The 19,587-nt window shown below is 54.4% G+C and carries 15 protein-coding genes and 1 pseudogene; 11 read left to right on the top strand and 5 right to left on the bottom strand.

Going from position 1 to position 19,587, the window contains the following annotated elements:
* Window positions 1–589: 589 nt before the first annotated feature.
* From ACN0V1_RS12720 to ACN0V1_RS12705, 4 genes are all read left to right on the top strand, one after another.
* Entirely contained in the window at window positions 590–2,278 is a 1,689-nt protein-coding gene (locus tag ACN0V1_RS12720) for a hypothetical protein (RefSeq protein WP_417545348.1), read from the top strand.
* A 79-nt stretch (window positions 2,279–2,357) separates the two neighbouring features.
* Entirely contained in the window at window positions 2,358–2,726 is a 369-nt protein-coding gene (locus ACN0V1_RS12715; protein ID WP_417545347.1) for a hypothetical protein, read from the top strand.
* Window positions 2,727–2,821: 95 nt separating this feature from the next.
* Window positions 2,822–3,529, top strand: a complete 708-nt coding sequence (locus ACN0V1_RS12710; protein WP_417545346.1) for a C39 family peptidase — start codon at window positions 2,822–2,824, stop codon at window positions 3,527–3,529.
* Window positions 3,526–4,302 carry a hypothetical protein gene (locus tag ACN0V1_RS12705; protein WP_417545345.1) on the top strand — a complete coding sequence of 259 codons (777 nt, stop codon included), beginning with the start codon at window positions 3,526–3,528 and terminating at the stop codon, window positions 4,300–4,302. The genes ACN0V1_RS12710 and ACN0V1_RS12705 overlap by 4 nt, the downstream gene beginning before the upstream one ends.
* Before the next feature lie 81 nt (window positions 4,303–4,383).
* Here the strand turns inward: ACN0V1_RS12705 and ACN0V1_RS12700 are convergent, their stop codons facing one another.
* Both ACN0V1_RS12700 and ACN0V1_RS12695 read right to left on the bottom strand, forming a co-directional pair.
* A complete protein-coding gene (locus ACN0V1_RS12700) occupies window positions 4,384–5,724 on the bottom strand; it encodes a transporter (protein ID WP_417545344.1) in 1,341 nt (446 codons plus the stop codon).
* A 337-nt stretch (window positions 5,725–6,061) separates the two neighbouring features.
* Window positions 6,062–7,651, bottom strand: a complete 1,590-nt coding sequence (locus ACN0V1_RS12695) for an isocitrate lyase (protein ID WP_417545343.1) — start codon at window positions 7,649–7,651, stop codon at window positions 6,062–6,064.
* 282 nt (window positions 7,652–7,933) lie between these two features.
* Between ACN0V1_RS12695 and ACN0V1_RS12690 the strand changes: the two are divergent.
* Window positions 7,934–8,379, top strand: a pseudogene (locus ACN0V1_RS12690) (DUF1538 family protein).
* A gap of 30 nt (window positions 8,380–8,409) precedes the next feature.
* On the opposite strand, the gene ACN0V1_RS12685 reads toward ACN0V1_RS12690, so the two are convergent.
* Together ACN0V1_RS12685 and dauA are read right to left on the bottom strand one after the other, a co-directional pair.
* Complete coding sequence (locus ACN0V1_RS12685) at window positions 8,410–10,356, bottom strand: CASTOR/POLLUX-related putative ion channel (protein ID WP_417545434.1); 1,947 nt, start codon at window positions 10,354–10,356, stop codon at window positions 8,410–8,412.
* 14 nt (window positions 10,357–10,370) lie between these two features.
* Window positions 10,371–12,140, bottom strand: a complete 1,770-nt coding sequence (gene dauA, locus ACN0V1_RS12680; protein WP_417545342.1) for a C4-dicarboxylic acid transporter DauA — start codon at window positions 12,138–12,140, stop codon at window positions 10,371–10,373.
* Window positions 12,141–12,265: 125 nt separating this feature from the next.
* On the opposite strand from dauA, the gene ACN0V1_RS12675 reads away from it, so the two are divergent.
* Both ACN0V1_RS12675 and ACN0V1_RS12670 read left to right on the top strand, forming a co-directional pair.
* Window positions 12,266–13,222 (top strand): ChaN family lipoprotein, encoded by a 957-nt coding sequence (locus ACN0V1_RS12675; protein ID WP_417545341.1) that lies wholly within the window; start codon window positions 12,266–12,268, stop codon window positions 13,220–13,222.
* Window positions 13,219–13,929, top strand: a complete 711-nt coding sequence (locus ACN0V1_RS12670) for an SIMPL domain-containing protein (RefSeq protein WP_417545340.1) — start codon at window positions 13,219–13,221, stop codon at window positions 13,927–13,929. The genes ACN0V1_RS12675 and ACN0V1_RS12670 overlap by 4 nt, the downstream gene beginning before the upstream one ends.
* A gap of 36 nt (window positions 13,930–13,965) precedes the next feature.
* Here the strand turns inward: ACN0V1_RS12670 and ACN0V1_RS12665 are convergent, their stop codons facing one another.
* Window positions 13,966–15,033, bottom strand: a complete 1,068-nt coding sequence (locus ACN0V1_RS12665) for a beta-N-acetylglucosaminidase domain-containing protein (protein ID WP_417545339.1) — start codon at window positions 15,031–15,033, stop codon at window positions 13,966–13,968.
* Between the two features lie 128 nt (window positions 15,034–15,161).
* Here ACN0V1_RS12665 and ACN0V1_RS12660 point away from each other — a divergent pair, with 128 nt between their 5' ends.
* The 4 genes from ACN0V1_RS12660 (at window position 15,162) to ACN0V1_RS12645 (ending at window position 19,430) form a co-directional block, all read left to right on the top strand.
* A complete protein-coding gene (locus ACN0V1_RS12660) occupies window positions 15,162–16,229 on the top strand; it encodes an acyltransferase family protein (RefSeq protein ID WP_417545338.1) in 1,068 nt (355 codons plus the stop codon).
* Between the two features lie 185 nt (window positions 16,230–16,414).
* Window positions 16,415–17,491 carry a TRAP transporter substrate-binding protein gene (locus ACN0V1_RS12655; RefSeq protein WP_417545337.1) on the top strand — a complete coding sequence of 359 codons (1,077 nt, stop codon included), beginning with the start codon at window positions 16,415–16,417 and terminating at the stop codon, window positions 17,489–17,491.
* A 101-nt stretch (window positions 17,492–17,592) separates the two neighbouring features.
* Window positions 17,593–18,138, top strand: a complete 546-nt coding sequence (locus ACN0V1_RS12650) for a TRAP transporter small permease subunit (RefSeq protein WP_417545336.1) — start codon at window positions 17,593–17,595, stop codon at window positions 18,136–18,138.
* The gene (locus ACN0V1_RS12645) at window positions 18,135–19,430 is read left to right on the top strand and encodes a TRAP transporter large permease (protein ID WP_417545335.1); all 1,296 of its coding nucleotides are present in this window, start codon (window positions 18,135–18,137) and stop codon (window positions 19,428–19,430) included. The genes ACN0V1_RS12650 and ACN0V1_RS12645 overlap by 4 nt, the downstream gene beginning before the upstream one ends.
* The last annotated feature ends 157 nt before the right edge of the window (window positions 19,431–19,587 follow it).

Genomic DNA, 19,587 nt, shown 5'->3' with positions numbered 1-19,587 from the left:
GGCGTCGGCATTGCTCAAATAGTAAGCGATTCAAGGGGCTGGTTTGGCGGCCCCGGAGGTGACGATGAACCTCTTGATAAGAGCCGTTCTCATGTCCGGCCCAGGCGGGCGCTTCGACTGCGGAATTGAGTGCTTATCCGGACGGTTTATGAAACATTCGGGCTGATATGCTTGGCGTTAAAAAGTAGCGCCGAAGATAAAGGTACTTTCACTTAATACTACATGTCGATTTTTTTTCCAGATGAAGCCTGCAAGTGTCGCTGAAAGGTAAAGCGCCTGTAAATCAGTCGCGTGCAACTATTTTATGGAGATATACGTCAATATGTCCGTCATCATTTTTTACATTGCCTGTAGGTGAGCATCTCTGGAAATCTTACAAGCCCCTAATAATAGGTAGTTTAATTATTTGGGCACGCAATATGCGTAATACTTAGTGTTGCTTCGTTTGTTGCGTCATTTAACGTATCAATAGATGCAACATCGGGCAATGTGCGCAGTAGAACAAAAGGGATCACATTGTTCACGCTAGCTAGCTAGATGAAAAAATCAGATGATTTTGGTCTGGCAGGATATCTTAGGGAGAAGGACAATGAATAAATCTTTAGTATTTGCAGGGTCCACGCTAGTGGGTCTGGTACTGGCTGTCTCCAACGTCAATGCCAACCCGATCAACAAATTCAACTTCGGAGAAAGTCAAGAAAACACGGTGAATTCTACCGCTACTGCTAACGGTGGCACTGGCGGTGATGCCGATGGCTACGGTGGCACTAACGATGCCAATGTAAACGCCAATGGCAGCAGCGCTAACACCAGTAACGCTAATGGTGGCAGTGGCGATGGCGGTTATGGTGGCGACGCCAACGGCGATGGCGGGATTGCTGGTTCAAGTTCTGGCGGTAGCAGCGGTAACACTACCAGCGGTCTTGGTGGTGGCGGTGCTGGCGGTGCTGGCGGTGCTGGCGGTGCGGGTGGCGACGCCAATGGCGCTGGCGGTGCTGGCGGTGGTGGCGGTGCTGGTTCCTCCGACGGTGGCATGGCCGATGGCGGTAACGGTAGCGGCAATGCAACTGCTTCAGGCAGTGCCTATGGTGCAGAAGGCTTTGGAGGCACAGCAGGGGCGGGTGGTAGCGCCAGCGCCTGGAGTGAGTCCTTCAACGAGGTGACCGAAGTCATTGCTTACCAGACTTTGGAATCCAATGTAACCGGTAACAGCATCAGTGTTTACGGTGGTACTGGCGGTTATGGTGGATACGGCGGTGATGCTTCCACCGGCGCTAACGGCGGAAACGCTAACGGCACATCCTATGGTGGCGATGCCAACGGTGGTAGCGGCGGTCATGGTGGCGATGCTGATGGCAATGGCGGTAATGCTGATGGCAATGGCGGTAATGCCAACGGCAACGGCGGTGCCGGTGGTAATGCCAACGCCAATGGCAACGGTGGCGCTAGCGGTTATGCCGACGCCAATGGCAACGGCGGTAACGGTGGCAATGCCAATGGCAACGGCGGTGCCGGTGGTAATTCCAATGGTGCGGGTGGTAGTGCTGGTGATGCCGATGGTTCCGGTGGAAATGCCGATGGCTACGGCGGTGATGCCAATGGCGGCTACGCCTCTGGTGGCAACAGCAACAACAACCCACAAAGTAATGCCAACGACATTCCTCCTGCAGGAACTGCTACCCAAACCAACAATCACGCGACTACCCAGGACGGTAGTGGTGGTGATGGTGGTACAGCTGGCACAGGCACTGGCGGTATGGCGGATGGCACTGGCGGCACTGGCGGCACAGCTGACGGAGTTGCTGGCTCTGGTGGTACAGCCGACGGTAACGGAGGCACTGGCGGCACAGCCGATGGTAACGGGGGTAGCGCTACATCCGGTACAGCCGATGGTCTAGCGGGTACTGCCACAGGTGGTAACGCCGATGGTAATGGCGGCACAGCTGACGGTAATGGCGGCACAGCCGATGGTAACGGCGGCACTGGCGGCGCTGGCGGCACAGCTGATGCCTTAGCCGGTTCCGGTGGGGCTGTAAATGCTACTGGCGGTGCAGGTGGCGCCGGTGGTAATGGCGGAGCTGGCGCTGCTGGCGGTGCCGGAACTGGCGGTAGCATAGCAACAGGCTCGGCCACTATGACTGTGGGTTCAGGCGTATTTGGCGGTATTGCCAATATGAACCTGTCAACCGGCATGTATAACTCCCAGCTGTCCGCAACCAACGTAGCTGCTCATAGCAACGTTAACATCGGTACTACTGGTGGTGGTGGTACTCAGTAACCAGGAAATCAGGCTGGCGGGTCTTTGACCCGCCAGCCTGATTGGTCCCTCACTGCTGAAACAGAAGGAGTAAAGGGTCATGGACAAATTAATTACCAGATTGGTCAGCGTGTTTTTTGTGCTGGCTTTTTCCAGCCTCATTACCGGGCCTGTGACGGCCGAGACGCAGATCGAATCCTGGGAGGAATCGTCCCTGGAAGCGATGGGCGCAAACGAACTTGCCAGCTTGAGCGGTCGGGATAGCTTGACCAATGTGCAAAGTATTCAGGAGCTGGATGCGTCAGTCAGTAACAGTTCCTTTAATGCCAATACCATGACCACAGGCGCAATAACCATTGAGCAACATGCACTGGACAATTTCGAAGGTGTAGGTCTGTTTAATATTTTTACTGGACACAATAACGCGGTTAATTCGGCGGTAGGTATCAGTATCTACGTGGCTGAATAAGAGATTCATAAAGAACAGGTGATCTTTATGAGGCCTGATCATAGCCTAAGGCGTCAAGGATGATGGCAGTGGCAAGTAAACAACGGGGACGTTAAATGAAACTTGTGTTTAGCACACTCATGTTTACAGTCGCTACCATGGTTGCAGCACTAGCGCCCGTGATGGCGACGGCGGGGGCGGTCAATATTTCCAGTCCTTTTGGTGCTTTTAACTTACACACAAAAAGTCTGCAGGAAATGCGCTGGGATTCAGTAATACAGCAGAAATACGATTTCAGTTGCGGTTCGGCCGCCGTTGCTACCTTGCTGACTTATCATTACAACATGCCTACTGATGAAGAAGACGTTTTTCAAGCGATGATCAAAGTAGGTAATCGCGCAAAAATTCAAGCAGACGGCTTCTCCATGCTGGATATGAAACGCTACCTGGATAACCGGGGGTTTCGTTCAGACGGGTTTAAAATGAGCCTGGACAGGCTGATAAAAATCGGGATGCCGGGGATTACATTAATTAATACCCAGGGCTACCTGCATTTTGTGGTAGTCAAAGGGGTAGATGAAAATCATGTGCTGGTTGCCGACCCGGCGGTAGGATCGGTTGTTGTTCCGCGCGCACATTTTGAATCAATCTGGAATGGCTCCATTCTGGGTGCCAGATCGCATGTCAATATTGCCAGAGAGAATTTCAACAGTGACAGAGATTGGCGTATTCGCCCCCAATCCCCTCTTGAGCAGGGAATAAGCCGAGCGGGTATTGGGCCAATGCTGCTGAGTCTGCCTGGCCGCAACGAGCTAGGTAAATGACCATGAAAACTTTAAGGTACGCAAACAAAAGCCTTCCAGCGTGTCTGATGTGTAGCTCGCTGATTTTGGTCACGCAACCATTAGCTGCCGAAATACAGGGGGGGCACATATTGAGTCAATCACCTCTTCCGGCGGCGGTTGTGCTGCGCGACGCCTATGCGGGCGTGAATGTTATTAACCTTGATGAAATGGGCGAGATGCGCGGTGGCTTTACCTTTGCGGGTCTGGACATGAAGTTCGGCGCCACACTCAGCACGGTGATTGACAGCATTCAGCTGGATACGGTCTTCAACATTACCTCTGGGGGGGCCGAAGTCGTCTCACAGATGCTGAGTAATCTGGCGGTGCTGAATGATACCGGCATCATGGAAGCCAGCAATTCCAATGTTGCAGGTGCCACCACTTCAACAGGCAATTCGGAGAGAACAACTTCAGCTGTGTCAACGACAGATGCCACCACTGCGGTGCTGGTTGGCCCTGACACCGGCGTTTCGGTGTCTGACCTTGCACCTATGGATATCTCGCTGGACGGTATCAATAATTCCAACGGTTATAGTGGTGTGGTGATCAACAATAGTAAGGGATTTACTGCGGCGCTTCATAAGCTGACGCAGGATGCTGCTATCAGCGCGATAATCAGCAACGCTTCAAGTGTGAAGGCCAGTCACAAGCTCAATGTCAAGATCGAAGTTGAACATGCCAAGAGCGCTGGTAATGCAGCCAAAGCGGCCGCATTGAGTAAATTAGCCGGAGGGATGTTTAGTAAACGGTAGATGCCCATCAGGGCGTCTATAGAACCTTGATTCGTCTGCTTACAAACAGCCCGCCCCAAGAGCGGGCTGTTTGTATTTTATTTAGCGCCACAGGGAGCCGACCGTGAAGGGTACCCGAAAGGTCACTAACATATCGGGCGCATCGTCAGTAACGCCTAATTCCAGGTTGAGGTTAATGCCGACGTCATTGGTCAACTGGTAGGAGTAGCCCATCAACATGGAGCCGATCGTCAGATTAGAGCTGTTCAGCGTGACGCCGTTAACTTCGGTATCTGATTCCTGAATAAAGTCGGTCTTGAAACCGAGCGTAAATGCTGCCCGCTCATTGACTGAATAGGCCATGCCAAAGCTGAAGCGCACGGCATCACCTGGCTTGACCTTGCCAATGGTTTGCTCGCCAAAAGTCTTATCAATATCTTCTTCAAAATTTATCAGATAACCGAGGTTTGAGAAAAATACTGCCGGTGCCGAAGGAAACAGCGCGGTAATACTGGGTTCGAAGGAATAAAAGCCACTGCCGGTTGCCAGTTCCGTACCAATACCTTCGGAGGTTCTGGGAATATCAAACGGACCTTCGCCATTGTTTAGTTTTACTCGGGCGTTGGCGATAAAAAACGGCCAGCCGTCCAGACCGTTGTTGAGCTGGTAATGCAGGGCAATTTCAATATCTCCCATACCGTCACCGTACAGACTGTCTGAAATATTCGTCTCTTCCACCTGAGGAATCGCAACTGTCTCCTCATCATTGCGGTACACATAAGGTACCTTGAGTTCCAGTTCCAGGCGATTGGTTAATCCCAGGCGTCCTGTGAGGGATGCGATCACCGTGTCCCGGTCGGCATCCACCGCCTCGAGAAGACCAATCCCCAAGGAGCTGAGAATTTCAATACCGCGAAAGGTTAACCGATTGACGTCGGAGTGGGTGTATTGCACTGAGGGTTCGAGAACCAATTTGCCCTTGGGTGTTAATACACCGCCGATATCTGCCAGTGATTCGACCTGAGGTTTGCTTTGCTGGGTATTGACCGGAGCCTTGCCTACGGGTGCTGGTTGCTGGGCCTGGGCAGGAGTCTGGCCTGCTGGTGTTGGTTGCTGGGTCTTGGCAGGGGCCAGGCTTGCCGGTGCTGGTTGCGGGGCCCGGTCGCTATCGGCGCGGCCGCGGCCGCGACTGTCCAGTAATATTTCATGTTGTAGCTGGTCCAGATCCTGGCGCTGCTTATCCAGCGCTTTCTTTTGCTCGGAAATAATAGTGGCCTGGGAGTTAAGTTTCCTCTCCTGTTCAACAATGTGTGCCTGCTGGTTATTCAGGCTTTGTTCCAGGCGTTTTATTTTATCATCGATGGTATTAGCGGCAACCGGGCCAGCTGCCCAGGCGGCGATGAGTATGGAACTATAAAGCTTGGCTTTGGGTATACAGGGCATTGTTAAAACTCCATTTAATGTTGACCTAGCGCAGGAACCGCAGTCCATACAAAAAACAACCTGCCAGAGAGCATGTCAGCCTCAACTAATACTAGTTGGTGGTATTAATTATTGGAAATATTTGTAGGAAAACAGCCTCAAAAGCGCCGCCTTTCCATCTTAGGGCTTGGCGTTATGATTATATAAGTTCTTCTTATCTATCTTTTACGCGGAGGCAGGGACTGTTTCAGGAACGAGACAGTCTGGTAAAAAAACAAAAACCCCGCCAGCTATTTCCAGCTGCGGGGTTTTTACCCTCGGAACAGGCCCGAGAGTAGGAACACAGTAAGCCGTTCGCTTAGAACTGGTTCATCGTGTTGTCTCCACCACCGGCTTTCAGCGCAGCATCACCTGCGAAGAATTCCTTATGGTCGTCACCGATGTTAGAGCCGGCCATATCCTGGTGCTTAACGGTGGCGATACCCTGACGGATCTCTTCACGCTGTACGCCTTTAACGTAAGCCAGCATGCCTTCTTCGCCGAAGTAGCCTTTGGCCAGGTTGTCAGTAGACAGTGCCGCAGTATGATAAGTCGGCAGAGTGATCAGGTGGTGGAATACACCTGCTTCACGGGCAGCGTCACGCTGGAAATTAGCTGTCCACTCGTCGGCCAGCTTGCCCAGCTCAGTGCTGTCGTACTCTTGACTCATCAGCTTGGCGCGGTCGTAGGCAGAAACGTCCTTGCCTTCTTCCTTCATTGCGTCGAATACCTGCTGACGGAAGTTCAGGGTCCAGTTGAAAGATGGGCTGTTGTTGTAAACCAGCTTGGCATCGGGAACAACTTCCTTGATGCGGTTTACCATCGCAGCGATCTGGCCAACATGCGGCTTCTCGGTTTCAATCCACAGCATGTCAGCGCCGTTCTGCAGGCTGGTGATACAGTCCAGAACAACACGGTCTTCACCAGAGCCTTCCTTGAACTGGAACAGGCCAGATGCCAGACGCTTGGGCTTAACCAGTTTGCCGCCCTGCTTGATCACAACGTCGCCGTTGTTGATGTCTGCAGCGTTTTCGATGACGTCACCATCGATAAAGCTGTTGTACTGGTCACCCAGGTCGCCCGGCTCGTTGGTTACCGCGATTTGCTTGGTCAGGCCAGCACCCAGTGAGTCAGTACGGGCAACAATAACGCCGTCGTCAACACCCAGCTCAAGGAACGCCAGACGTACAGCGTTGATCTTGGACAGAAAGTCGGCGTGAGGAACGGTTACTTTACCGTCCTGGTGGCCACACTGCTTTTCGTCAGAAACCTGGTTCTCGATCTGGATGCAGCAAGCACCGGCTTCGATCATCTGCTTGGCCAGCAGGTAGGTCGCTTCGTCGTTACCAAAACCGGCATCAATGTCGGCAATGATCGGCACAACGTGAGTTTCGTGGTTGTCGATCTGCTTGATCAGTTCCGCTGCTTTGGCATCGTCGCCAGCTTTTTCAGCGGCATCCAGATCGCGGAACAGGTGGTTCAGTTCCCATGCATCAGCTTGGCGCAGGAAGGTGTACAGCTCTTCGATCAGCCCGGAAACAGCTGTCTTCTCGTGCATGGACTGGTCAGGCAGCGGACCGAACTCGGAACGCAGGGCAGCAACCATCCAGCCAGACAGGTACAGGTAACGGCGTTTGGTGGAACCGAAGTGCTTCTTGATCGCAATCATCTTCTGCTGGCCAATAAAGCCGTGCCAGCAACCCAGGGACTGGGTGTACTGCGACGTGTCTTTATCGTAGTTCGCCATGTCTTCACGCATGATTTTCGCCGTGTACTTGGCGACATCCAGACCGGTCTTGAATTTGTTCTGGGCGCGCATGCGTGCAGCATGCTTGGGGTTGATAGCGTTCCAGGTCGGGTTTTGCTTCAGGATGGAAGCAATGGTATCGACGTCTTTAGCGTAAGGCATGGTCTCGATCCTTTGTATGTTAACGGCGTGTTCTGGTGACTGAATTCCGGGCAAAGCGCGACATGGTTTGCCTGCGATGTCGAATACTCTAGTAGCTTCCGATTTATAATTGAAATTTATATTATGTATTTTCGGCATTTTTCTTATGAATACCAAAAACTCCCGGACTTGCGCCCTGCCCCACCATTGAGCCCGGTCATTTCATGTACCCTGCAACATGCTATGATTCAGCCACTTGACCAAGCTTATGGGCCCAAAATCCACGGATTACAGGGGTAGTCAGTGTACTATTTCCGCGCTTTCGGCCACTCACTACTACACACACTGAAAAACCTGTTCCCGATTGTCGTCGTTGTTGTGTTCTTCCAGTTTGTTGTCCTGCACCAAACGCCGGATAACACCCTGAGCATGGCCATTGGCCTGTTGATTGTCGCCGTGGGTGTTGCCCTGTTCCTGCAGGGTATTGAGTTATCCATTTTTCCTATGGGCAAAAGCCTGTCCACCAGTTTGCCAAACGAGGGTCGGTACCCATCCTGCTCTCATTCGGCTTTGCCATGGGGGTTTTCCGTACCATCTTTGGCTACCCACGACACTGGTTCATGATTATTGGCTACATCACGGTGGTTGTGGTGACCTGGTTTGCCCCGGAGGAAATTGTCGGCCTGGCTTACGATTCCGGCGGGGTCACCACATCAGATGTCACGGTGCCGCTGGAGCACGTTGACTAGGCTTCACGTTACACCGGCAACTGACGCCCCTCAACTTGGCGATAAAACCACAATCCGGTCTTCGGTTTGCAGCCCCAGAAATTGCTTTCTTTCCGGATTCATCTGCAGATGCCTGCCCCGCTCATTGGCAGCCGCCCGGAACACACCCAACGCAATCTCTCCCCTCTCGGCGACGATCTTCTCCAGCAACTGGAAATCGGCACTGGCCGGCAGCGGGTAATCTTGAGGATCGCGGAACTGGATTTCGGCTCCGTCCACAGTGAACAGCTCGTCCAGCACCACCCGCAGCTCCCGGCGCAGGGCGACCTGCGCCAAAACGTGGCTCAGAATCATCGGGCTAATCAGCATTTCGCTCTTGTGGCCATAAAGCAGGTGCCGGTTAGCGGGATCGCTCAGCTCCATGATCACCTGCGGCCTGTGCAGTGACTCAGACAGAATTTCTTCCAGTTGCAGGTAACCCACCATGGCGCGGGCATCGGCTTCTTCACCGGAACCGATACGATCGCTGCTCAACAGAATGACGCTATCATAGCTGGCAGGGTCCAGTTTTCTGAGGTCGTCTTCCACCATGTAATCGGCGTCCAGTAAGCGGCCGTTAATCTTTTCCAGATCAACGCCGTACCGGGCAATCTCCCGCTGCCGCTCTTCCAACGGCAGGGCAGACACCATGTCCAGCTCAAAATTGCGACCGCCGTAACTACAAAATTCAGCCGACAAACTGGGTATCCGGCGATTCCAGCCCAGCACCAGTACTCGATTAGTGCCTTGCGCCTTGCGCTCTGACGCCTGCACGCTCCCTCGATCAACCCCTTTCAGCGGCTCCGCTTTCGGATCTGCCCCAGTGTGGAGGTAATCGCTGGCAAGCAAAACCACCCGATCTTCGTGGCGAACGATGGTGTCTGTCGGGGCCAGCAAATTTACTTTCCAGCCACTGCCGGCGACAGGGTGAAGTAAGCCGAGAACGATCGCATGAGGTCTTTGGGTCGCGAGTTCTCCCAAGGTCAGACCCTCAGCAGTTTCTCCACCGCGCACGAAGATCTCGCTGCCCTCATCAGCGGCCAGCAATTCGTTATAGACCTCAGACAATCCCGGATGCAGCACGTTCTGCACCATCAAACGACTGATAGTCGCGTTGCCGGCAATCACTTCAACAGGCCCTGGGTAGGCCCGTTCAACCACTGGAAGCTTACGGATATCCTGGATCTCGGCGACCACAAAGGGCAAAGACGCCTGGTATTGCCTGGCCTGAGCCACGATCGACAGCAGGGCTTTAACGGTTTCCACATCCGAGGTTATCAAGCTTCCCGCTTCGTATAACGCACTGGGCACAATCACCGCCGCTGCATCAAGACAGGCGACCCGGTGCAAGGCATCCGGTTGAATGGCGGAACCGGAGCGCAAGATAATCTGCCGGGCGCGGCGCCCAATGCCAGGTTCATTGCGGAGCTCATGGACCTGTTTCGCCGATGCCTCTTCCGACAACACCACCAGGTTTAATCTCTGGGTGTCGTGTTTTTCCAGAAATCGGCGCATACGGCCGGGTGAGCCCAGCAGTTCGGAAAGCAGTGGCAGCGTCTGACTGGTCCAACCCAGCACAACCACATGTTTTTTCAGGGTGACGGGCGTCAGCCCCCGCTCAAGTTCCGCCATTTTGGCAATCAACCAGCGGGTAAGAATGGCCACCAGTGTGCCCATAAACACCACATAACCGCTGATGGTCAGGAGCGTTGAGACAAAGCGCTGCCAGGTGCCCACATCATCACCCAGATAGCCGGGATCCGTCAGACGCAGAAACGCCCACCAGACAGCAGACCCGGGATCATCAAATTCACCACCCTGAGGCACCACCAGCAGGCCACCGATGAGTGAAATCAGGCCGATAAAAACACCTACCACCAGCAGCTGGAACCCGGCGCCTTTTACCAGCTGGCGCTCAACAATAAACTTCACACGATCAACTACGCGAAAAGGCAGAATGGCGGGTTTTTTCATCAGTTTGATCCGGTGGGCGCTGAAAGTATTGAGCTCTGCGGAGCCAGGGATGACAAAGGCAACGCCAGAGCTTCCCGCAGTGACGGCGTAAACTGCAGCACCCCTTCAATCGGCCCCAGGCCGCCACGCGCCAGCGTACGCTGAGGCTGGGACTGCAGATCTGCAATAACAATACGGGTGCCGTCGCTCTGGCAAGTAGCAATCAGTTTATTAAGCGACGACAGGCCGCCAGCATCGAGCACGGTAACGCCGTCCATATACAGAATGAACCCGTCAACGTTTCGGGACAGCGTCGCAAGTTCACCAAAAATCCGGTCGGCGGCCGCAAAAAACATCGGACCGTTGATTTTGAACACTCGCCAGCCCGCCGGCAGATTTTCTTCGCTGACCCGTTTGCCGGCGGTGATATCGGTGACTTTGGTCATCTCGGCCATTTCACGCATGAACAACACGGCGGCCAACAGAACGCCGGTGGTAATGGCAATCACCATGTCCAGAGCCACGGTCAGGGAAAAGCAGGTCAGAAAAACCAGCACATCACTGCGCGGCGCGGTCTTGAGCAGGTGGACCGCTTTAGGCGCTTCGCTCATGTTCCAGGCCACCATGATCAGCAAAGCCGCCATCGCTGGCATGGGCAGGTAGGCCAAAACGCCGGCCAGTGATACCAGCGCAAGCAGAACCACTACGGCATGAATCATGGCTGCAACTGGCGATTCCGCACCGGCACGGTAGTTTGCAGCAGACCGGGCTATGGCGGCTGTGGCCGTAATGCCCCCGAAAAAGGGCACCACAATGTTACCGATCCCCTGCCCCATCAGTTCGCTGTTGGCGCTGTGGCGTTTTCCAGTCATGCCATCAAGCACCACGGCACAGAGCAGAGATTCGATAGCGCCAAGCATGGCGATGGCGAAAGCAGCCGGTAAGAGTTCGCGCACCATACTCCAGGAAATCCCGATGGCCTCACCACTGGCATCCGCCTGCTGCCAGGGCCAGGCAAACTCGGGAAGAAACGGCGGAATACCCGCACCTGTGCCACCACCCGGCAGCAGATAGCTGAACCTTGATCCTATGGTCTCCACCCCAGCGCCATTGGCGTTGAGCCAGATAGCCAGCAGGCTACCAATCACGACTGCCGGAAGATGTGGCGGCACCGGCGTTTTCAGGCGCGGCCAGGTCAGCATGACCGCAAGCGTAACCACAGCAACCAGCGCGCTCATTGTATCCAGCGCGGGAAAACTCTGTGCCAGCACGGCCAACTTGTCCCAGTAATGCTCTGGCATGGTCTCAACAGACAAGCCAAAAAAATCTTTTACCTGCAGAGTAGCGATAACCACCGCAATACCGCCGGTAAACCCGAGGGTGACCGATTCCGGAATGTATTCGATAAAGCGGCCCAGCCGCATGAGCGCCATGATAATCAGCAGAACGCCGGACATCAGAGTGGCCAGCAAAAGGCCTCCGAGGCCATAGCTCTGGGCTATGGGATATAGAATTACAACAAAAGCCGCAGTGGGTCCGGAAACACTGAAGCGGCTCCCGCCGGTCAGAGCGATAATAAAGCCAGCGATAAATGCCGTGTACAGGCCGTACTGGGGCGCCACACCGCTTGCAATCGCCAAGGCCATAGCCAGCGGTATTGCAATAATACCAACCGTAACGCCCGCCATGAGATCCCGCAGGAAGCGGCGGCTGTTGTAGGGCTGATCAATGCAGGCTTCACGGAAAGCGTGGGCAATCCGCAACGAGAAAAGGTGGGCGCGATGGGACATAATGGCCTCGTGTCTAGGAATACTTACAAGTAGCGAGGCCGTACATCATATATAATTTTGCCATGAAAAAGTTGTTCATTGCCGTGCTTGCTTTATTAATTAGCAACCTTTCCGGGTGTGCAACCATGATTCATTCCAGCGACAGCAGCACCGCGGCCAGACCACAAACCCTCTATGAAGCGCGCCTGATTGATGCCGAAAACAGCACCGAGCTGAGCGTGGAATCGCTTGTTCAACGCATCGCTTCGACCGATGTGGTCGTGATTGGTGAATATCACGGCCACCAGGCTGCCCATCTGCTGCAATCGCGGATCCAGGCCGCGCTCTACCGCCAGCAACCGCTGCAAGTTCTGTCCATGGAGCAGTTCACTTTCGACAATCAACCCGCCATTGATGCCTACCTGAGCGGTAAAACCGGCGAAACCGAAATGATTGAAGACAGCAGCGCCTGGGACAACTACCGCGCTTCCTATCGCCCGCTAGTGGAATTTGCCCGCCAGCATGGTCTTCCGGTAATAGCAGCCAACGCGCCCGCAGCCATCGTGCGATGCGTCGGTCAGAAGGGGCCGGATTATCTGGAAAGGCTGCCTGCCGCTGACCAGGCGCAGTTGCCGGACAATGCGTTTATGGGCACTCCGGCCTACCGTGAAAAGTTCACGGTCGCTATTTCCAGCAGCCACGGCGCGGCGGATGACGCCATGCGCGAGCGCATGAACAACACCTATAAAGCTCAACTGCTACGGGATAACACCATGGCAAGTCGAATACTCGCTGCCCGTGACGCGCATCGCGGCCACCAGATTATCCACACCACGGGTACGTTCCACAGTGAAGAGCACCTCGGCACGGTTGCCATGCTCAGGCAACGGGCGCCGGAGGTTTCAGTTGCGGTTATTTCACCGGTAGTGTGGCCATCGGATGAAGAGCGCGCGCCATTATCTGAAAACCGCAACAAAGGCGACTTTCTCTACTTCATTCAGCCCCTGCCGGAAGAGTTCCTTGATGAAGAACGCGAACACAAGGCGATGTCCGCAAGATTCCGACGCCCCACTGAAGATACCTGCCAGGGAGATTCTCCATGAAAGTCATTGTTGCCCTTATTCTGGGTTTCAGCGCCATTATTTCAGCCTCACTAATCAGTGACGGCCTGACCGATCTGCGCACCGGTGATCGCTACGTAACTGTGAAAGGCGTGGCGGAACGGGAAGTGGGTGCCGACCTGGCCATCTGGCCGATTCGCTTTGTAGCCACCGGAGCCAGCCTCGGCGAGGCTCAGGAAAAAGCCCGCAACAGCCGCAATGCCATCATGGCGTTCCTGAAGCTGCAGGCTATCAGCGACAGTGCGGTCGAGCTTCAGCGACTGGACGTTACCGACACCCGCGCCAACCCCTACCAGGACAACAATAGCGAGCAGAAATTCATCATCAGCCAGACCTTGATGGTACGCAGCGAAGATATTGAAAGAATCCGCCAGGCGGCGCAGGGTGTAAGCGAGCTGGTTGATTCCGGCGTAGTGCTCTCCTCCGATTATGGTCCGGGCGGCCCTACCTACCTGTTTAACGGTCTGAATGACATCAAGCCCGGCATGATTGCCGAAGCCACGGCCTCCGCACGCGAAGCCGCAAGCCAGTTTGCCAAGGATGCGAAAACCGGGCTGGGCGATCTGCGCCGGGCCAATCAGGGTGTGTTCCAGATACTTGCCCGGGACCAGGCACCGGGAGTGTCCCAGCAACAACACCCGGTGAAGACCGTGCGGGTGGTTTCAACCGTTGAGTATTATTTAAGGTAATAGCCCTTAAGGTAACAACCTATAGAGAGCACCCGCCTACTGGGTCTGCACCATCTCGTCGGTTACCTGATACTCCCCCACCAGCCAGCGCAGGATTTCGCTGGCTGCCGGGTGATCATAAGCATCGTAGGTACGCATCAGGCTTTGCCGTTTTTCCTCGCTGATACGCCCCAGGCCTGCATCCTGCAACACCAGCAGATCTGCGTGGAGCTGGTCTGCCAACTCCCTCCCGAGAACTTCTTTCGCGGCGTGGTGGAACGCCTGCCCATACTGGTATTCCGGGCCTTGGCGATAAGACTCAGCCAGCGTTATTGCAGGAATTGAGGTCAATGTTGGCTGCAGCGCCGGGTTGATGCCATGGCCAGACAGATAGGCTGCGTTAGCCGCCGGGCGACCGGTAAACCCACGCAAGTGCAAATGCCGGGACATGCGATCACCGTCGTTCACCGGGTAGTTATCCCAAAGCACAGGCTTGCGCCCGAGCCGCTCGCCCACGCGCTTGAGGTGGCCTGGAGAGACCTCTCTGGAACAGACTTCCTCGCCCGTCCAGAATACCTGAATATCATGATCGAGCAGGCGGCCAAGTGTTTCCAGGTAAGCCACGGGACGCTCGCCAAATACCCGATCCAGCACCGGATCGTCAGAATAGTAACTTGGGCAGATTGAAAGATAACGGGCCTGGGTGCGCTCGCGGATCCAGTGCATGATCTCCGCCTGGGTTTCCGCTAGCGCAGGGGTATCGGCACGCATGTCGTCAAACAGAATGGCCAGCTCATCAATCCCGATGCGATCAAGCAGCTCAATCTTCGTGGCAAGCGCAGAACGGGCGGCATCATCAAAGCGGTTAAAAATCTCGAAAGGGCTCAGCCCGATGCCAAAACGCAGGCCCTGCAAACGGCAAAACCGACCGAACTCCGCCAGTTCTGATGCCATTTCCGGCGGGTAGGGCTCCTGCCAACGCCGGCGCAGAAAGACATCGGCTTTGGGCGCGTAAAGATAGAAGCCGTAGCCATGGGGCGCCAGTGTACGCACCAATTGCTGCCGCTCCTGCCAGTTCCATACTGGTCCGTAAAAGCCCTCGATAATCCCCAGCGTTGTGCTCATAGCGCCCTCCCTGTGGCAGCCCGGTGTATTACCACATGGTATACCTGCGGCAAGCAAATGGTATATCCCATCCGTATTGCCGACTGTCAAAGCAGGCTACTATATGCAAAATATCGACGGAAACTGCTATGAACCCTTCCCTGGCCCGGCTAGGCAGTCTTGATGCATTGCGAGGCCTCGCAGCTCTCGGGGTCGTGCTTTTTCATTACCTCCCCTATTACGACAAACTCTTCGGCCATTCATTCGAAATACCGCAACTGCTGACAGACACGCTGTTGTTCGGTCGCTATGGGGTGCACCTGTTTTTCATTCTCAGCGGCTTTGTCATTTTCATGACCCTTGAACGTACCCGCAATGCCGCCTGGTTTGGGCTGGCGCGAGGTGTGCGACTGCTCCCGGCGCTCTGGGCCGGCATTTTGTTTACCTTCATTTCTGTACACCTTCTCGGCCCTGAAAGCCGTGCAGTCAGCCTTGAAACCGCCTTATTAAACGCCACACTGCTGCATGAATACCTTGGCGCTGAACATGTAGACGGCGCTTACTGGAGCCTGGTGATAGAGGTTACCTTTTACAGCTGGATGGCGCTGTTGTTCTACAGCCTGCGCGACTGGTCACGGTTACGAATAGCCCTCTGGGCCTGGGTGCTGATGAGCTATGCCGGAGTAATCTGGTGGCAGCAGATTCCAGACGGCCTGGAATTTTTGGTCAAGGACCTGATGTTTGTGAAATACGCCCCTCTGTTTATCGGCGGCATGCTGATTTTCAGGATCTACCGATATGGTCGTCCGTCGGTAGGTGACACAGTTCTGCTGACGCTCGCTGTCTGTCACGGTCTTTTTGCATACAAACTTCCTTACAGCCTGTTCGTTCTAGGCTGCTTTACGGTATTTTCTCTGGCTGTTGCCGGGCAACTGAACTGGCTAGCAAACCGACCCATGCTGTGGCTGGGCAGCCTTTCATACAGCCTGTACCTGGTGCATCAGAACATTGGCTATGGCGTGATTACCTGGAGCTATAACGCAGGCCTGCCGGGGTGGCTGGGCGTCAGCTTCGCGGTCGGCACTGCGTTTTTGCTGTCCTCGCTGATTCATTACAGCATTGAAAAACCGGCGCTGCGAGGGTTCCGAAGCTGGCGCAGCCGGACTGAGACCGCTCAGACACCCTTGGCAACAACGAAATCTATCGACCAGACTTGACCTGTATAACGCTGCTAACGCTCGAGCGGCATGAACAAACTCTGACACGGCCTACGACCTATGTCGTATCTGGTACGTTTTTTCGTTTCGCTGACTAAAAATAATTGATAATGTGAACCAGTTGCATGGCGTTCCTCATGGAACGTACGCTCGACCCATAAAAATGACAAAAGGATACAAGAGCAATGAAGATCCGTTCCGTTCTTTCTGCAGCGGTACTCGCCGTAGCAGCATCCTTCGCCTCTACGCAGGCACTGGCTCAGGACACTTTTACCCTAAAGCTGGCAGAGACCTGGGGGCCGAACTTTCCGATTTTTGGTGATACCACCAAGAACTTCGCCAAATCCGTCGAAAAAATGTCTAATGGACGCCTGAAAATCCGCATAGATTCTTCCAACAAGCACAAGGCTCCTTTGGGCGTGTTTGATATGGTCAAGGCCGGCCAGTACGACATGGGCCACTCCGCGTCCTACTACTGGAAAGGCAAGGTTCCCGAAACCCTGTTCTTCACCAGCATGCCGTTTGGCATGAACGCCATCGAACAGTACGCCTGGTTTTATCATGGCGGCGGCATGGAGCTGATGCAGGAAGTGTATGCTCCACACAATATGCTGTCGTTCCCCGGCGGCAACACCGGCGTTCAGATGGGCGGCTGGTTCCGCGAGGAAATCAAATCGCTGGACGACCTCCAGGGCCTGAAAATGCGCATTCCGGGCTTCGCCGGCGAAGTCTTTGCCGAAGTGGGCGTGAGTCCTACCAACATCGCTCCAGGCGAGCTTTACACGGCGCTTGAGCGCAACACCATTGATGCTGTTGAGTGGGTAGGTCCGGCTCTGGATCTTCGTCTTGGCTTCCAGCAGATCGCAGACTATTACTACACCGGATGGCACGAGCCTGCTACAGAGCTTCAGTTTCTGGTGAACAAGAAGGTTTGGGAAAAGCTGCCGGCTGATCTGCAGGAAATCATGCGCGTTGCCATGCGCACCGCGTCCTACGATATGCTGGTAATGTCACAGCACGCCAATGCGGAAGCCTGGGCCAACATCAAGAAAGAATATCCGAACGTGCAGATCAAGCAGTTCCCCCAGGATATCTTCCAGGCCATGTACGATGCCAACAAAAAGCTTCTGAAAGAAGCCTCTGAAAGCAACGAACAGGCGGCCCGGATTGTGAAGTCACAAGAAGACTACCTCGCACAGAGTCGCGCCTATACTGAAATTTCTGAACGCGCATACCTGAACACTATGGGCACAGTCGAGTAAGATACAGGCTTTAATGGAGCCGGGATCGCTCTGAGAGCGATCCCGGTTTTGTTGTTTATAGCAATAGCAGAATCGCCAAACCATCTGGTGGAGGAATGTGAATGCAGTGGATTATAAAGCTGGATGATGGCCTCGCCCGTCTGTCCTATCTCTGCGGCTGGGTTGCCTGTGTCGCAATGCTGCTGATGGCCGGTAACGTTTTTTACGACGTTGTTGCCCGTTACGCGTTCAACGAAGTCTCCATCGGTATGCAGGAGATGGAATGGCATCTGTATTCGATAGTCTTCCTGCTTGGTATCCCCTACGCACTGCGTACGGACGGCCATGTTCGGGTTGACGTGTTTTACACGCGCTGGAGCAACAAGGCCAAGGCGTGGATAAACCTGGCAGGCGCCCTGCTGTTTGTGGTGCCGTTTGCCTATCTGATTGGCATTTACGGTTACGATTTCGCGCTCGACTCCTACAGCATGGGTGAAGGCAGTGGTGACCCGGGCGGCCTGCCCCATCGCTGGCTTATTAAAGCCGTCATTCCGGTCACTGCCTTTTTTATCGCCATCGCGGGCCTCAATATGGCCACTTTCGCCCTGCGCGTCATGTCTGGTGAAAAACAGTATGAAGGAGAGAACAGCGGGGGAGGCCTCGCATGATCGGCATGATTATGTTCCTCGCCGCCCTTTTCATGCTGATGCTGGGCTTTCCTGTCGCCTTTACTTTTGGCGGCGTTGCATTGTTCTTTGGCGTATTTGCAGAAGGCATGGATCTGTTCGCCTTCATGCCGTATCGCATCATGAGTGTTATGCAGAATACCGTTCTGATGGCGGTACCACTGTTTATTTTCATGGGCGTCATTCTGCAACGTACTCGTCTCGCCGAGCAGCTTCTGACCTCCATGGGCCGTCTTTTTGGTGGCCTGCCCGGCGGCCTGGCTATCTCTACCATTCTCGTAGGCGCCCTGCTTGCGGCCTCCACCGGTGTAGTGGGCGCAAGTGTGGTTGCCATGGGCCTGATCTCTCTGCCTGTCATGCTTGCCCACAAGTATGACAAGCGCCTGGCAACGGGCACCATCTGCGCTGCAGGCACGCTGGGGCAGATCGTTCCTCCCTCGATCATTCTGATTATTCTGGGCGACGTTCTGGGCCTTCCGGTAGGTGATCTGTTCAAGGCTGCCGTCGGGCCGGGCGTGGTTCTTATCGGGCTCTATATTGCCTATATCCTGATCATGACCCGCTTCAAGCCCGAGACCGCTCCGGCCATGCCGGAAGACAGCAGCATTTCCCGCAAAAAGGAAATCATGAATGCGCTGTGGGCGATCATTCCACCGCTGGCGTTGATCGTGATTGTGCTTGGCTCGATCTTTACTGGCATTGCGACACCCACAGAATCCTCAGCACTGGGTGGCATCGGCGCTATTGTTCTGGCCATCATCTACCGTCAATTCTCATTCCAGATGGTTTGGGAAGCGTCGAAAGATACCGTCAAAGTAACCGCTATGGTGTTTGCCATCCTGATCGGTGCAACCGCCTTTTCAATGGTCTTCAGCTACACCGGTGGCGACTACCTGCTGGAAGAGTGGATGCTGGCGTTACCTGGCGAAAAATGGGGCTTTATTATCCTCGCCATGCTGGTGATTATGATACTGGGCTTCTTCATCGACTTTGTGGAAATCTCTTTCATCATCGTGCCTATTCTGGCACCGGTGGCCGAAGCTCTGGGCATCAACATGCTCTGGTTTGCCATTCTTATCGCCATGAACCTGCAAACCAGCTTCCTCACACCGCCTTTCGGGTTCTCTTTGTTCTACCTCAAAGGGGTCGCGCCACCGGAGGTGCGAACGGTGGACATTTACAAGGGGGTATTGCCTTTCATCCTCCTGCAGGTACTCGTACTGGCGCTGATTGTGATATTCCCTGAGTGGTTTGGTATGAGTTCCTCTTACTAAGCTGTTCTGCAGCCGGGTCGCCTGACCCGGCTGCAGTCTTCCTCCCCCTCCTCTACCCCGCTTTTCTTCGCACTTTTTCGATACCTGATTCACGTCGATATCCGACATACCTGACAAAAACAGAACAGTTTCTATACTGAACAGATAACCGGCAGTT

The organism is Marinobacter sp., from assembly GCF_048266785.1.
In the GTDB taxonomy this organism is placed as follows: Bacteria; Pseudomonadota; Gammaproteobacteria; order Pseudomonadales; family Oleiphilaceae; genus Marinobacter.
This window is presented reverse-complemented; position numbering and strand designations above follow the sequence as displayed.